Raw genomic sequence first — 15,252 nt, 5'->3', positions numbered from 1 at the left:
TATGGAAAAGACGAGCTTGTACCATTTACTCCGGGACGTTAGCACGGTTTATGCGGATCGTCCCATGTATTGGGTCAGAGAGGAATCGGGCGATTTTCGGGGAATCTCCTACAAAGATTGGTATGAAAACCTGAAAAATCTTTCTTCGTTTCTACTTCAGATCGGAATGGAAAAAGGAAACACCGCCGGTCTGATCTGCGACAATCGTTACGAATGGTCCTTGTGTTCGCTTTCTCTCGTGACCATCGGTTGTGTGGACGTTCCACGAGGATGCGACGCAACCCTCGACGATCTCAAATACATTCTTTCCCATTCGGAAGCTAAGGTCCTTTTTCTGGAAAACGAAAAGGTTCTCAAAAAACTTCTGGAAGAAACCTCGAGTTTTGCGGACGTTAAAACGATACTTTTGATCGATCCTCCTTCCAAATGGAAGGATTTGGAATCCGCAAAATCCCGCCTTCCCGGAATCAAATTTTTCTTTTTGGACGACGCTCTCCTGGAGGGCGAATCCTTTCGCCTCAAAAAAGGGGAAAAACCGTATCAACAACGAGGAGAAATTCTCACGGGAAAGGATCTCGCTACGATCATCTATACTTCCGGAACCACCGGGGCTCCGAAAGGAGTGATGCTTCATCACAGAAGTTTTACTTGGGGAATTCATCAACTTCAGGAATTCGTTCCCGGTTCGTACCAGGATCGGACGATCATCTTTCTTCCACCTTGGCATATCGCGGAACGTCTTTTAGAAACGACGCTCATCGCTTGGGGGGCTTCGATGGCTTGTTCTTCCGTACCTACGATCCCGGCGGATATGCAGAAGGTGAAACCGACCGTTCTCGTTTCCGTTCCCCGACTTTGGGAAGGACTTTACAAACGGATCCATGACACGGTTCGTAAGTCGCCGCCTCTGCGCCAAAATCTGTTTCACTTCGCCGTAAAAATCTCTGCGATTACGACCGCACTCCAAGACACGCTGCGCGATTCGTATTCCTCTCTGGAAGAGGAAAACCCCAATCAAAAAATACTCGATCGTCTTGTGGCCGGTCTTCTTCTCCTAACTTTGTATCCGTTGAAAGTGATCTCCTACAAAATTCTACAGAGGGTCCGCGATCTTTTCGGGGGAAGAATGCGTTTCGCGTTATGCGGCGCCGGTGCGATGCCCTCTCACATTCAGTTTTTCTTTCGAAGCGCAGGAATTCCGATCATCGAAACCTACGGTATGACCGAAACCACCGGCCTTGGCGCCATCGGAGAATTCCCTCTTCCAAAAAACGGAAGTATAGGAATTCCGTTACCCGGAACCTCCATCAAACTTGTGGGAGAAGACGGTAGAATCGTCACCCGCCCCGGAGAAAAAGGAGTCGCCTGGCATAAGGGCCCGCACGTAACCGCGGGTTATTATAAAGAACCGGAAAAAACGGCCAAGGCATTGCAGGACGGTTGGTTGGATTCCGGGGACATTCTCACTTGGACACAAACGGGTGAATTAAAATTCGCAGGAAGAGCGAAAGATACGATCGTCCTTTCCGGAGGTGAAAATTTAGAGCCGGCCCCGATCGAAGCAAAACTGACGGAATCGGAATTTATCAACCAAGTGATCGTCGTCGGTCAGGATCGAAAAAATCTCGGAGTTTTGATCGTTCCGTTTTTCGAGAGGGTCGCGGAAGAATTCAAAAAATCGGGCAAATCGATTCCCAAGGATCCGAACGAATGGAATTCCTCCAAAGAAATTTCCGTTTTTTTTAAAAACATCGTAAAGGAAAAAATCTCCACGAAGGCCGGATTCAAAACCTTCGAAAAAATCGCGCACGTTCATATTCTTCCTAAAGAATTCGAAAAAGGAAAAGAAATGACCGAAACCATGAAACTCAAACGGAACGTCGTTTTCTCGATGTATCACGACGTGATCCAATCCTTGTACGAAAACGATGAAGATTGATCCGAAGGATACTCTCCTTTGTTCCGCGATCGCCGCCGAGTCCGACAAAATCGCCGCCGATGGAAGGTTAAAAACCTTTCTTTGCGGCATAGGAAATTTGGAGGCCGCTTTACGACTCTGGGAATTTCTTTCCGACCTAAAACGGCACGGACAAACCCTTCCGTCTAAGATTCTTTTCGTCGGTTCCGCGGGAGTCTATCCCTGGATTCATCCCCGTTTTTGGAAAGGCAAGTTCGGTCATTCTTTCGAAATCCAAATTCAAGAGCCGTCTAAGATCGAAAAAAAAATCCACGTTCCGGAAATCGTTCCGGATTCCCTATCCTTTGAAAATCCGTTCCAAGTTTCGGATACGAACGAGGAACTTCTGATTTCTAAAACGAACGCCACAGGTTCCTTGACGATCGAAACCGTGAGCGGAAAGGTTTTGGAATATCTCCGCGAAAACGACCTCGGTTTCGAAAACATGGAGTGTTGGGGACTCGCCTCCGTTTGTTCCCGTTTTAAAATCCCTTTTGGCGCGTTATTCGCGCTTACCAACGGAGTGGGACCGAGCGGAAGCGAGGAATGGAAAACCAACTATCGAGTCGAATCCGATCGACTTCAAAAATGGATCTTATCTCTTCTTGTTTGAATTCTTTTTACCCGGATAAAAAAGATCATAGATCTCCTCCAGGTGTTTCTCCACCTCTTCCTCCCCCTTGCGTATGATTTCCCGGAACCGACCGAAATCGAAAAACGAATACTCTTCGATATGAAGATTGATGAACAGATCCATCTTATCCTTTCTCAACCGTGTGATTTCCCTTCCTTCCAGAGTAATCGCTCTTCCCATGATTTTTAGAATCGGAGGATACTTTAAATCTTCCCATAAATTCTTAAAGAATGATTTCCCCGTTATCTTTCTGTCTTCCAGAAGTCGCACGATGGCTTCGTCGCGAAGCGGAGAAACGTTCGCGGAAAGGATGATATCGGCACCCTTTTGTCGGATTAAATTTTCGGGAACATTGTTGATCACACCGCCGTCCACGAGCAGATGATCTCCGTGAAACACGGGGGGAAACATCCCCGGTAAACTCATCGCCGCGGCGAGCGCCTCCCAAACCGGACCACGATCCATAACGTATTCCTCTCCGCTATGTAAATCTACGGCGGAAGTGACGAACGGAATTTTCATATCTTCGATCAACGTGGAACCGAACGCTTCCTTGAGCATACGATTCATCTTTTTTCCCTTGAAAAACGAAACGAGCGGAACCGTGGGATCGAAAGGTTTGTCGATTCCCCCGAAAAACTTATAGATCATCTTGTGGATGGAATCCGTGTTTTCTCCGCGCGCATACAAAGCGGCGATCACCGCGCCGAAAGAAGCCCCGGAAACGAAGTCCACCTTTATATTCTCTCTTTCTAATACTCTCAGAAGACCGACGTGCGCCAAAGCCCGCGCGCCTCCACCGCCTAACGCAAGTCCTCTGGTGCGGGAAACGAGATATCTGCCGAAGGTTTCTTCCTGATGGAAAATCTTCTGATGTTTTACGCTGTCCTCGGGAAGGATAGAACTAGAGGAATCGATGTATCGGATCGTTCTTCCCGCGAAGTTCCGAATCCGGGAACGGAAATACGTGAGAATCTCCGTTTTCTTTTTTTGATTCCGTTCGGGGTTGTCCTCCCAGAATACGATCTGATCCGCCTGAAAGACGAGCTTATCCAACTCCGGTTTTAAACCTGGGTTTTGAAAGTAAAGATGGATTACGGGGAATTGATTCCGCAACTGGGATAACTTTCTTATCGAATCCTGGAGACTTTGTTTTTCGAAAGATTCTATGGAAAGCAAAGTCATCTTTCCTTCGTGCGAATTACCGCCTATCCTTACGATCGAGGCGAGTTTATCTTTGTAACCTTGTACGGTTTCCAACGGAATATGACAGATCATTCTGCGCGGAACCGAAGAAAGTTTAACCTCCGGCTCCAGGTGTTCCCGAAAACGATTGCTCATCAGTCGGATTAAATTTCCGGAAAGGATTTGCTCTTTTTCCGCGAGTTTGAGAAAAAAATGCCCGTCCAAAACATACAATAAAGAATCCATCACGGCCACCGCAGAACCCGCGTGTTGTGTTCTGGTCATCAGACTGTTTTCGGCGAAAAATTCCCCTTCGCCCAAATACTTCACTGCCTTCCCCGATTCTCCGAACGTCAACATCACTTCTCCGTGTCGAACGATGAACAACTTATCCGATAAGTCCCCTCGATAGTAGATAACGTCGTGGTTGAAGACGTTCCGTTCCTCTATGTTTTGATAAATACGCGTCAAAACGGCGGGAGACAATTTTTGAAAGAGGGAAATTCCCGAAAGAAATTTCAGAATTTCTGGATGAATTTTTCGTGCCATAGAACGCCGTTGACTCTAAATCAATCCGACGAGAATGTAAAGGATTTCTCAAAGCTCCGGTTTCGAATCGGAACCGTTTCGACGCTTTTCTCTTGATTTTCTGGCTCGTCGCTCGAAGTTATACACAATGACCTTACAAGCGAACTCCGTCGTATCCGTTTTTCGGCAATCCGTATTGGATTGGCATAAAAAGGAGGCCCCTTCTCCCAATCCCTTTCCGGCCGACAGCGTAGAATCCATTCTTTACAGCAAAAATCAGATCGATACGATCCAATGGCACGTAGAAGACGAAATTCGCAGACCGGACCTTCCGGATAAGGACTTGGTCGGGTTCAAACGACAGATCGACAAACTCAATCAGGAGCGGACGGATTTAGTAGAAATTCTCGATGATAGAATATCCTCCCAGTACAAGGACGTCGCCCGAAAACCGACCGCACGTATGAATTCCGAAACGCCGGCTTGGCTCATCGATCGAATGAGCATTCTGGAACTGAAAATCTATCACATGGAAGAGCAGACCCAAAGAAAAGACGCCGACCAAACGCATATCGATACTTGCAAAAAAAAGTTGGAGGTCCTTTTGGAACAAAGGGTCGATCTGTCACGCTGTCTTGACGAACTTCTCGACGATCTGCAAAAAGGGGATAAGTTCTATAAGGTTTACAGGCAGATGAAAATGTACAACGATCAAAACCTGAATCCTTCCTTGTATTCCAAAAAATCATGAATTTACTGGTCATGCGTTTTTCGGCCATGGGGGACGTGGCCCTTATGGCACCCGCGATCATCGCTATCGCGGCGAAATACACCAACATTCAACTAACGATCGTTACACGGGGTAACTACGCCCCCTTCTTCTACAATATTCCCAACGTAAACGTCGTTGGATTCAATCTAAAACGATATCGTGGGATTCGCGGACTCTATCGTCTTTTTCAGGAAATCAACAAACTCGGTCCCTACGAAAAAATCATCGATCTACATTCTTCCGTCCGCTCCCGCCTGATCAGTTTACTGTTTTCCATCCGAGGGATCGGGGTATTTCGGATCGTAAAAGGAAGAAAGGAAAAACTCAGGCAAATCCGACAGAAAAAAAAGATACTTTCTCCGCTTCCGCACACGGTGGATCGATATCTTAAAGTTTTCGAAAACGCCGGTTTTCCCGCCTCGGTCCGCAAAGGACCTTGGATCAACGTGGATCCTGAGTCTAAGATATTCGCGAAGGAATTTTTCGGATCCCAGAATATTCAAAAAAAAGAAAGTCTTTGGATCGGCTTTGCCCCGTTCGCAGGGCACGAACTCAAGGAATGGCCTCGTGAAAAAAGTAGAAATCTGCTGAAACTGCTTCTCGAAGAATTTCCAGGGGTGAAGATATTCCTCTTCGGCTCGAAGGAAGAATCGAAAATTCTCGAGGACTGGAGTAAGGGAAGCGAGGACTCCCTAAAGATAGTATCGGGCGGAAAACTCGGAATCCGGGGAGAACTCGGGATCATGGAAAAAATGGATCTTATGATAGGGATGGATTCCTCGAACGTTCATATCGCCGCGCTTTTAAAACGACCCGTCATAGGAATTTACGGAACCACCCATCCCTATTCCGGATTTGCACCTTTCGGGCAGGAAGATTCAGGAGTATTACAAATCGATAATCTTCCCTGCAGACCTTGCAGCATCTACGGAAACACGACCTGCTTTCGTAAAGATTTCGCCTGTATGGAGTGGATCCAACCCGAGGACGTAATCAAACGTATCCGTGTTGTTTACAACATAAACACATTGTTCTGACCTCTCCCTAACCCGTAGCCGACTCGGAGAAATAAGATTCCGTATTTCTAATATTCAGTTTGTACGGTGAAATCGATTTATTCGAAGTATCGTAAAAACTGATCCAAAGGATCGGGCAGAGAAAAAAGCATATTGATGAGGGTGTTTCTTTTCTTCTTATTTTTCACGCTGGCGATAGTCTTGTAAACTTCCTCCATCTTATCCACACAAACACTCATCTCATGACCTTTGGAGATAGCGAGCGACTCCTCCGAAAATTTTTCGTACAAAGCCGGATCCTTGAGAATGGTGATCGCTTTTTCCGCCATACCTTGTACGTCGAACGCCTTGGCGATATAACCGTTTTTACCGTCGTGGATCAATTCCGGAATGGCGAAAGAATCCACTCCGACGGCTGGAAGTCCGCAGGCGACCGATTCCAAAATCACGAGACCCTGCGTTTCCATCGTGGAAGCGGTGAGAAAAAGGTCGTATTTCGGATATTCGGAGGGAAGGGATTCCCGCTTGATGAAACCGGTGAAGATCACCGACTTCTCCAAGCCCAAATTTTGAGCCTGCACTTTCAAGGAAGGAAGAGCCGGGCCGTCTCCGATGATGGTTAACGTTGCTTCGGGAATCCGATCGTGAATCAATTTAAACGCATTCAAAACGACGTCGCAATTTTTTTCGTAGGAAATTCTCCCCACGTGAAGGAGTTTCGGAGCCGAGGAAAGTTTTTTGATCGTTCCTTGGAAACTCTTCAAATCCAAACCGTTGGAGATGACCGCGATTTTGGTTTTTAAACCGAAGTCCCTGAGTTGTTTTTCGATCAGGTGCGAAGGAGAAACGATCAGATCGCAACGTTCGTAGATATTGTTCGAAATTTTCAGGATGATCTTTTTGCGGATATTGAACTTGTCGAACTTCTCGATCTTACTCAGATCCTTCATCTTGAGCTTTTTATTCGACTTGCTGGCTCGTAAAAAGAGTTTGTCGAGTTTTAACAATCTGTAAAAGGAAAGATACATATCCTGCTCGGACATGAGGGTGTGATAGGTTCCTATCGTGGGAATTCCGTATTTTTCGGTCGCGTTGATTCCGTACAAACCCAAAAGACCCGGAGTGTGAATGTGAACCAAATCCGGCTCGAATTCTTTTATGATCCGTTTGATCTTACTCGGAGAGGGAAGTACTACCTTGATATCCGGATAACTTGGAAGATAACCGCTGCGAAAACGTTCGATTCGAATCGAATCCCCGATCCGATCAAAGTCGCCTTCCCCGTATTTCGGACAACAGATCAAAAACGAATGTCCTCTTTGCGCGAGAAGTTCCGCGAAATTTTTCATCGAAATGGCGACGCCGTCCACCTTAGGAAGAAACGTATCGGAAAAATAAAGAATTCTCATTTTAGTCTCCTAATGGACGTCGCAACTCGTTTTCATCGATCCACAAGCGTGCGGAAAAATATCGAATTTACAATTCTCCGCTTTCCGAGAATTTGGATTCAATCGATTGGAAAAGATGTCGGAACGTCTTAGAAAAATCACTCTTTTTTTATTTTGCGCCAGTATCGTAACGATAGGAGTTTCGGTCTCGCTCAGCCAGGGATTTTTGGTTCTTGCGTTTCTCTCAACCTTGTTCCGTCCAAAAACCTCCGGGTTTTGGAAAGAACCGACGATCCTCGTTGCGCTTTTATTTTTCGGTTGGTATTTTTCCAACTTTCTGATCCACGCGAGTTACGAAAATAATTTCCTGTCGTATGCGAAAACCGCCTGGAACGCGGAGTTAAAGGACGTATTTCTTTTTAGCGGAGTGGTCGTAGCTTGGAATCTCCGAAAGGAGGAGTTTCCCGCCGTTTTCAAAGCCTTGCGTATCCTTTTTTGGATTCTTTTAATCACTGGAATCGTTTCCAGTTTTTCTTCGGTCCGCCTTTCCCGATTGATCAGCGATTTGTATCGAGATTCTCCGAACTGGAAATTCACACATCCGATGGGTCAAATCGTCGGAATTCCGCTGTTTTTGCCGATCGGTTTGATGAATACACACTTGACCTTCGGCGGTCTATTGCAGTTTTTCTTTCCGTTGCCCGCGTTTCTTTTTCTCAAATCCCTTTTTGAAAACGACAAAAAGGCTTCTTTCCGAAACGGAATCATACTTCTTCTTTTTTTATACGTAGTATTTCTGAACAACGCCCGTTCCGCGATGATAGGAGCGATGTTCTCCTGCGTTACCGCCTTTTTCGTGTTAGGTCCCATTCGAAAAGAACTTCCCACAGCCAAAATACTCTTCCTCGCTTCCGCCGGTCTTTTCGTTCTTTTGATTTTAGGCATCGGCCTTTCCTTTACGGAAGCGGGTCAAAAGATCACCGATCCGCTTTTCGGAAAACAAAAACACACCGACTCGGGAAGAACGTTCATCTGGGATTCCACGTTTCCGTTGATCCGTGAAAATCCGATCACCGGAATCGGACCCGGAAATTACAATCGGGAAATCGAAAAAACCAGAAAGGACCACTCCGAACGTTATCCGGAATTGTATTATTTCTACGAAACGACACAACGCGGTCACGCACACAACGATTCCTTTCATTTATTGGCCGTGTTCGGACTTCCCGCTTTTTTACTTTTTTTGACCTTAGGAACATTCCTATATCGTAAATTAGTATATTTGAATCTTCCTTACGGCGAATCCTTGTATTTTTTCGGTCTCTCCGGATTTTTCGTTTCCGGTTTGTTTCAGTGTTACTTTCAAGACGACGAAGTGGTCATACTTTTTTGGATCCTCTGCGGCTTTTTATTGAGGACAACCCACGAAACAACATCTCCGGCAAACAACGATAGAAACTTTACGCGGAACGACCAATCTCAATAGCGGAAGCACGAGGTTTTGCTTCGACTTCTCTCCTCCAACGCTCGTTTTTCAAGTTCGACTTTCTTGAAGTCCAAAACCGTCCCGTTCCCTTCGACCGTAAAGGTTGACTTCCGATAGGAAATCATCTCGTCGATCAGCTCGTTCCATTCCGCGCCGACCCGATCCGCAGAATGAAAACAAAACGCAGAAACGTAGGAGTCACCTTCAAAAAAAATCATCGCGTCCGAAAGAGCGGGAAAAATCCGGAACGAAGAGGACCCTTGCGACCAAGAAATTTCGTCTAACGTTCCTCGATAATACGAAAATACCTTTCGAACCGGTCCGATCTCGTCGTTTCCTTCCGGGAATCGAACCAGCCCGGAAACGATCGAGAAAAAGTCCGGAAGGAACAGATAAACCGGCTTTTCGAATACCGGACCGAGTTCCTGTTCGTCGGAAACATCCGGTTCGATCAAAACCTCGCCAGTTTTACCGCGCAAATACGACTTCTTTCTAAACGAAGAGGATTTTACCGGGTGATTGGTTTTCTTTCCCGTATAACCGCTGCTAGATGCGTAAAAAGAACTCAAGGGTTTACAGGATTCACCGATTTTAAAACGGTATTCGAGGATACTTTTGAGAAAAAAAGAACCGGACTCCAAAAAGGAAGTCTCCTCCTCCGAGGATTTATCTCTGCAAAGAAACTGCTCCGATCCGGACGGGATCGTGTCGTCTGGATAACGAAAGAACCACACCGATCCGTTCTCCGAGGAGGATCCTCCGCTTTCGTCCCTTGTGTGGGGAATCGAAGCGCGGCGTATTCGTTCGAATTCGTTTCCGAACGTTTCCAAAAGATACGGATCCTTGGTTCGAAATAATAGTTCACGATTTTGATCGCGCGCACTGATCGAAAAATTAAAGGATCCGGACAACAACACACGACCATCGAAGAGAATCGACTTGTGATGCAACAAACCACCTTTTCCGAAGGAATCCGTATCGACGCGTTCTTCGTTTCCATCCGCGAAAATTCGGGATCCTGAATTCAGAAAATTTTTCGATAAAAAAATTCCTTCGTCGTCCACGGGATAGTCGTAAACTCCGCGAACCTTAACTCCGCGTCTATCGGCTAAACTCAATCGGGAGCTAAAAACGGAATCGTAATGGTCGAAAATCAAATAACGAATCGATTCCGAGGCGAGGTCCGCTTCCCGTAAAAGCAGATTTTGAATGGTTCTACCTTTCGAGGGAGAATTAAAAAATTGAAACGGGGATATATCCAAGGAAACAAAACGGGGATCCTCCTCCAAAAAGGAATAAAAATCTTCCACCTCCCGATCGAAAAGATCGAATTCGACGTAACCGTTCCAATCGTTTTCCAAACCGTACCAAGTAAAATTTCCGGATCCTAAAAAAACCCGTCTTCGATCAATGATTAGTATTTTAGAATGTTGTAAACCGGATCTTTCCCAACGCCGGAACAAACCCAAAGAATTCAGACCGAGCGGATAATCCTTTTCAGGATCGGCGACGATCGAGATATTCACTCCCCGTTGTGACGCGTTTTTTAATTCCTGCAAAATTTCCGGATCGTCGAAGGAATAAATCCAGAGGTCCACGGAAAAACGAGCTCCGCGAATCAGTTCCAAAATCTCGTTTCGAACGTTCCTTTTTGCGGACTCAGGAACGTATCTCCCCGGAAAGGAAAAATAGGATTCGATCCTTCTCGGTCTTAGAACGTCGAACCAGGGATCGTTCGAAGAATCTCCGACGGAACAAAAAAAACAGAACCAAATCGGAAGACAAATCCTACCAACTACCTTCATAAAATCGCTCCGGTCTGAATCTGGAAAAAAATTTCCTTTTGATCGGAACTCGGATCCCCGATCCATCCACCCAAGGAAAGTTTCAAAAACGAAAACGGAATTTTCGGATTCTCCGAAGGAAAATAAAAAGAACCTTGAAGACAAAATTCCCGAAAGAATCGTCTCTGAAACGTTTCTTTGGAAATCGTCAGAGCTCCCGAATGTTCTCCAGTTTCGGAAAGGAACGTGTACGACGCAAAATACAAACGAACCTGATACAGAGATTTCTTATATTCCAAATCGGCTCCGAACCAAGCCGATTGCCTTCTTCCTCCTTGTCTTGTGTTACGTTTTTCCAAACCTCGGTCCGTGATCCAAGCGGAAGGATAAAAATCCAAACTTTGAATCGTGGCGAACACGGGAGAAGGAGAAGAGCCCATGCCGACAAAACCCAACTCTAAAACTTCATCCTGAGAATTTCGTTTGTCACGATCGGGCAGAAATCCGAAAAGATGAAAATCTCCGAAAGGAAGTGTAACGCCCAAGGAAACCAAAATCGCCTCTCCGGAAATCGGGATCGAAGACGAATTTCTATTCCGATTCCAATTCGTTTTGTCCTGCCCACGCGCCAAAATTCCCGAAAGAAAACAATACAATCCGTTCCACTTCCAATTCAGTTCCACGGTAGAATGCGTGAGATAATCCCGGTCCCCCGAAGAAACGTTCGAACTCGGGTCGGCTTTCAAATCGTTCGAAAAATTTCCCCAATTTTGAAGATTCAAATACTGAAATCGGATTCCTGCGTCCAAAAACTCGGAACTCCAGCCATAGGAAACCCCTCCTCGATAACGGTTTTGAAACGAAGAGTTAGAAGTATTCTCTTCCGTAACGACTCGTTCCCCGTCCTTCTCCGAGGAAACCGCCATCTTCGGTTTGGATTTCAGAATTTTTTCAGCAAACGCCTTTTTTTCGAATAAGGGAAATCCGGAATAAAAATCGAACAGATCCAAACGGATTCTACCCAAATCACCAAACGACGATTCGACGATGACACCGTCCGTTCCGTCGATCCAATCCCGAAACGACGATCGTTTCGTTTCCTCCCGCTTTCGTCCGAGAAATACGGACGTATTTTTAGTCTTCCATTCCAGATAGAGATTTTTTCCCGCAAAAAAGGCGATTCCTGAATCGGGCGACAACGAAAGGTCGGTTTGAATTTTCCATCGAAACCGGTCCGTAGAGAAGGTTTTATCGACTCCGGAACGAAAAACGGAAGAAAGGATCCGCGATTCTTTTTCCGTCCTTTCTTGCATCGCCTCCTTGGGATCGGCGTAACTAGACAAGGATTTCCCGGAACTTCCCAAACCCCAACCCAACCAGCCGAACTCGTACCAACCGGAACTTTCGGAAGCGGAAAAAACACGAAACGGAAACGAAAACAACAACAGAAGGAATGCCGTTCTCATAAGGATTCCTTTATTAGAATAGAATAATCTTCTATACCACCGCCCGTTTTACCGGCTTTGAGACGAATCACGTTGCCCGTATCCGCGTCAATAGTCGCAGGACGCGGAGAACGTTGATTACCGTAACTATGAAGGTGTACAAAGCCGGAAGAACGTTCCTGGAATAAATCCAGTCCCTCGTTTTTGGAGATTCCGTTTCCGATCGTCGCGGTTTTATCGATCGTAAAAATTTTTCCGTAACCTGTCTCCGTAAACGGAAGGGTTTCGTTTTTAAAACCTGGAGACAACACGTAACCGCATTCCCCCGAATAGAGAAATCGTTCGTTAAAAATCCATCTTTGGGAATTCGGATACAACGAATTCCAACCTTCCGGAAGCGAATTTCCGAAACGCGCCGAGTATTCCACGATACGATCCGCCGCGGAAGAATCGCGTATCTCCAAGGAACGCATATCGACCGCAAAATCGCTTCGATTACAGAGCGTAAACCATTCGTTGGAGGAAACGGCAGGATGGGGATAAACCGAATCGATCAAAATTCCGGTGGAAGCGGGAATCAAGATCAACCCTTCTCCGAACGAAGGAAAAAGATACGTTAGGATATCTTTCTGAAAAACGAAACCGCCCGACAAAACCGGTAGGAGCGAACTCCAGACCTCTAGAAAACGCCCCGCTTCCGTTCTTCTCTCAGACTGCGTCTGAGCGGGTGTGTTTTGCAACAGTGTAATTTCGGAAACGTCCAGAAAACCGGGAAAATTCCAACTCAAAATCGGATCGAGAGCATTCGATAAGTTTCCATTTTCCTTATATAAGAAAGGATGAATGCGATTCTCTTCTCCGGGGCTTGCTTCCGTTCCGGGACAACTCGTTTTGCGGCGAGTCGGATCCGAAAGTCCGCTGCTTTTCCAAATCCGTTCTCCCCCCAATGTGCGGACGGATACCGCGGAACGCCTCGTTTTTTGAGAAGTCGAATTCACCCCGGGTCCGGTCTGTTGATTCCAAACGAGCCGATCCGAAACGAAAATCCCCTCCTCGGGAAGAAGGCGAATCGTTCCGGAAGATCCCAAAGACAACTCCGGAAGAATCCAGGAAATCGCGTCCGGAAAACAAACGAGATTTCCGGAAGAGAAAACGTTTTTTCCTTTCGAGAGCGGAATCAAATACGATCGCACTGGGGAATCGTTTCCGATTTCCAAACGCCGAAACCCCTCCGTAGACGAATCGAGTTCTACAAAACGATCCGCGCTGATCGCGGTATTTCCCTCGTACGAACCCATCCAGGAAACTTCGGAAATTTCGGCGTTCGGCTGAATTTCCGGAAATACGGCTTTCGTCTTGATACCCGGATCCATCGCGTTTTTAAAACGAAGATCTTCCAAAATCGTCTCCGAGCCGGAAAAAGGATGAGGAATCCAGTTTCCTTCCCGGAAAAGTAGGGACAAAACGTAACCGTCCGTTCTGCGTAAAACCGGTATCCAGGGCTGAATCGAAAACAGTTCCTTTTTCCGTCCGGAAACCCTATCAAGGAGGGAAATAGAATTAGAATATTCTAATTTTCTCAAATTTGCTTTGGACAAAAGGATCTTCCTTTCCAGAAAGTCCCCGCTCCCCAAGGTAAGAATTTGGCCCGGATGAATCCTATGATCGGAAGTTCGAATCGGAACTTCAAAACCCGCGAACAAGAGTGACAGCGAGTCCGGATCACAAGCGGCTTCTCCTGTGAATTCCAAGTCGGTAAATTTACCGCGTTCTTCCAATTTTCCGGACGCGAAAATACCGGTAAAATTTACTTCCTCCAAACGAAACGAATCCAAACCGCAAAAGTCTCGTTTGTCGATCGGATCGTTTGAGGTTTCGATCCGCCCGGGGTTTCCGCAGAATCGATCGGACAACCTAGGAAGAATCTCCGGATCACATACGGAATAACTTTCGTTTTGGACGGAATAATAGGAATCGCCTTCCTCATACGTCCTCTCGGAAAGCGAAAAAATTTTCGTCCGAGTCCCGTCCGTCATAGAAATGGACCCGGCCTTTTTGAGAGAGGCCCACGGAAATTTTTCAAATGCGACCCCGAATCCCGGTTTGTCCGTTTCGATCCGGAGAATCGTTTCTCCCGGAATCAAAAAAACCGTTTTTTTCCAAAGGGAATATTCGTTTTCTCCGAGTTTTACGTCGGCTTTCGCGGTACAAACCGCGTATTCATTTTTGTTACCAACTTCGAAAAAACGACCGAGCGGAGCCTCCGTTCCGGCAAACCATTCGGTCAAGGAAGGAAGTTCGTTTTTACAAAACGCGGCAACCTCCCGATTGTGGTCCTCGATCGATACAAAAAAATCGGAAAGGACGGAAACGTCACCCGGAATTTCTAGAACCAAAACGTTTTCCGAATCTAGAATATAAGGAGAATGGAATATGATTCGAACCAGACTCGGACCGGCAAAAACGCTAAACCCGTTCCAAAGACGAACCGAATGCGGCCGAATTTCGGAGTCTGACTCGAAAACGGATCTTCGGTTGGAACGGGGGAATCCGATCCCGTCCAAAACGGAGTCAAGTTCCGCATCCCCGGAAAGAACCAGCCAATTCTCGTTCAAATCCTCCGTGATCGTTTTGGAAAGACGAACGGATAAGAACGCCTCCCCGGATTCGGAAAACGGAAAGACCATCCGGTCCGATCTGGCTTTCCGGTTCCGTTTCCAGAATGTTAGAATATTCTGAAATTCTAATTGATTCGAACCGAAAGAGTCATCCGGAACACAAACGGAAACCGCGAAAACCGGAACGGCTCCGGCGAAAAGGCAAACTCCTCCCTCGACGACTTCCGCACGAACTTCCGTATGATTCCAACGTTCCGAATTCTCCCGTACGAGTTCGGGATTTAGGGAAATTTCCGGTCGATACCAAAGTTTAAATTCTCCGGGACGCAAAGGACCCGCCCAGACCGGCGATTTGCCGTTTCCGGAGCAGACCACGAACAAGGGCAAAAGCGAAACGAAAAATAAGGATTTGAGTTTCATGTTTCCTCCGTTGACAACG

Annotated in this window: 10 protein-coding genes; 5 read left to right on the top strand and 5 right to left on the bottom strand. The window is 46.4% G+C overall.

Annotated elements, in window-relative coordinates; genetic code table 11:
* The first annotated feature begins 1 nt into the window (after window position 1).
* Together EHQ17_RS07110 and EHQ17_RS07105 are read left to right on the top strand one after the other, a co-directional pair.
* A complete protein-coding gene (locus EHQ17_RS07110; RefSeq protein WP_135592436.1) occupies window positions 2-1,939 on the top strand; it encodes an AMP-binding protein in 1,938 nt (645 codons plus the stop codon).
* Window positions 1,929-2,570, top strand: a complete 642-nt coding sequence (locus tag EHQ17_RS07105) for a nucleoside phosphorylase-I family protein (RefSeq protein WP_135592434.1) — start codon at window positions 1,929-1,931, stop codon at window positions 2,568-2,570. Before EHQ17_RS07110 ends, EHQ17_RS07105 begins: the two co-directional genes overlap by 11 nt.
* Here EHQ17_RS07105 and EHQ17_RS07100 read toward each other — a convergent pair.
* Window positions 2,553-4,325: a patatin-like phospholipase family protein gene (locus tag EHQ17_RS07100; protein ID WP_135592432.1), complete on the bottom strand. Its 1,773-nt coding sequence runs from the start codon at window positions 4,323-4,325 to the stop codon at window positions 2,553-2,555. The two genes, EHQ17_RS07105 and EHQ17_RS07100, sit on opposite strands and share 18 nt — an antisense overlap.
* A 127-nt stretch (window positions 4,326-4,452) precedes the next feature.
* Here EHQ17_RS07100 and EHQ17_RS07095 point away from each other — a divergent pair, with 127 nt between their 5' ends.
* Both EHQ17_RS07095 and EHQ17_RS07090 read left to right on the top strand, forming a co-directional pair.
* Complete coding sequence (locus EHQ17_RS07095) at window positions 4,453-5,055, top strand: DUF4254 domain-containing protein (RefSeq protein WP_135592430.1); 603 nt, start codon at window positions 4,453-4,455, stop codon at window positions 5,053-5,055.
* Complete coding sequence (locus EHQ17_RS07090; RefSeq protein WP_135592428.1) at window positions 5,052-6,113, top strand: glycosyltransferase family 9 protein; 1,062 nt, start codon at window positions 5,052-5,054, stop codon at window positions 6,111-6,113. The genes EHQ17_RS07095 and EHQ17_RS07090 overlap by 4 nt, the downstream gene beginning before the upstream one ends.
* A gap of 77 nt (window positions 6,114-6,190) precedes the next feature.
* On the opposite strand, the gene EHQ17_RS07085 is transcribed toward EHQ17_RS07090, so the two are convergent.
* Window positions 6,191-7,501 (bottom strand): glycosyltransferase, encoded by a 1,311-nt coding sequence (locus EHQ17_RS07085; protein WP_135592427.1) that lies wholly within the window; start codon window positions 7,499-7,501, stop codon window positions 6,191-6,193.
* Window positions 7,502-7,616: 115 nt separating this feature from the next.
* On the opposite strand from EHQ17_RS07085, the gene EHQ17_RS07080 reads away from it, so the two are divergent.
* Window positions 7,617-8,966: an O-antigen ligase family protein gene (locus EHQ17_RS07080; RefSeq protein WP_135592425.1), complete on the top strand. Its 1,350-nt coding sequence runs from the start codon at window positions 7,617-7,619 to the stop codon at window positions 8,964-8,966.
* On the opposite strand, the gene EHQ17_RS07075 is transcribed toward EHQ17_RS07080, so the two are convergent.
* From EHQ17_RS07075 to EHQ17_RS07065, 3 genes are read right to left on the bottom strand one after another with little or no spacing between them, the layout of a single operon-like run.
* Window positions 8,960-10,771: a phospholipase D-like domain-containing protein gene (locus tag EHQ17_RS07075; RefSeq protein ID WP_167881181.1), complete on the bottom strand. Its 1,812-nt coding sequence runs from the start codon at window positions 10,769-10,771 to the stop codon at window positions 8,960-8,962. The genes EHQ17_RS07080 and EHQ17_RS07075 overlap by 7 nt on opposite strands.
* Window positions 10,768-12,216 carry an LA_2168 family protein gene (locus EHQ17_RS07070; protein WP_135592421.1) on the bottom strand — a complete coding sequence of 483 codons (1,449 nt, stop codon included), beginning with the start codon at window positions 12,214-12,216 and terminating at the stop codon, window positions 10,768-10,770. Before EHQ17_RS07070 ends, EHQ17_RS07075 begins: the two co-directional genes overlap by 4 nt.
* The gene (locus tag EHQ17_RS07065; RefSeq protein WP_135592419.1) at window positions 12,213-15,233 is read right to left on the bottom strand and encodes an LIC11755 family lipoprotein; all 3,021 of its coding nucleotides are present in this window, start codon (window positions 15,231-15,233) and stop codon (window positions 12,213-12,215) included. The genes EHQ17_RS07070 and EHQ17_RS07065 overlap by 4 nt, the downstream gene beginning before the upstream one ends.
* Window positions 15,234-15,252: the final 19 nt, after the last annotated feature.

The organism is Leptospira gomenensis (assembly GCF_004770155.1).
GTDB classification, from domain to species: domain Bacteria; phylum Spirochaetota; class Leptospiria; order Leptospirales; family Leptospiraceae; genus Leptospira; species Leptospira gomenensis.
The sequence above is the reverse complement of the archived record's forward strand: the minus strand, read 5'-3'. Positions and strand labels throughout refer to the sequence as shown.

What these genes read in the sequence shown, in the direction of transcription:
- EHQ17_RS07110 (WP_135592436.1), top strand. Translation starts at nt 2, where the DNA reads ATGGAAAAGACGAGCTTGTACCATTTACTCCGGGACGTTAGCACGGTT.
- EHQ17_RS07090 (WP_135592428.1), top strand. Translation starts at nt 5,052, where the DNA reads ATGAATTTACTGGTCATGCGTTTTTCGGCCATGGGGGACGTGGCCCTT.
- EHQ17_RS07105 (WP_135592434.1), top strand. Translation starts at nt 1,929, where the DNA reads ATGAAGATTGATCCGAAGGATACTCTCCTTTGTTCCGCGATCGCCGCC.
- EHQ17_RS07075 (WP_167881181.1), bottom strand. Translation starts at nt 10,771, where the DNA reads ATGAAGGTAGTTGGTAGGATTTGTCTTCCGATTTGGTTCTGTTTTTTT.
- EHQ17_RS07085 (WP_135592427.1), bottom strand. Translation starts at nt 7,501, where the DNA reads ATGAGAATTCTTTATTTTTCCGATACGTTTCTTCCTAAGGTGGACGGC.
- EHQ17_RS07080 (WP_135592425.1), top strand. Translation starts at nt 7,617, where the DNA reads ATGTCGGAACGTCTTAGAAAAATCACTCTTTTTTTATTTTGCGCCAGT.
- EHQ17_RS07065 (WP_135592419.1), bottom strand. Translation starts at nt 15,233, where the DNA reads ATGAAACTCAAATCCTTATTTTTCGTTTCGCTTTTGCCCTTGTTCGTG.
- EHQ17_RS07070 (WP_135592421.1), bottom strand. Translation starts at nt 12,216, where the DNA reads ATGAGAACGGCATTCCTTCTGTTGTTGTTTTCGTTTCCGTTTCGTGTT.
- EHQ17_RS07095 (WP_135592430.1), top strand. Translation starts at nt 4,453, where the DNA reads ATGACCTTACAAGCGAACTCCGTCGTATCCGTTTTTCGGCAATCCGTA.
- EHQ17_RS07100 (WP_135592432.1), bottom strand. Translation starts at nt 4,325, where the DNA reads ATGGCACGAAAAATTCATCCAGAAATTCTGAAATTTCTTTCGGGAATT.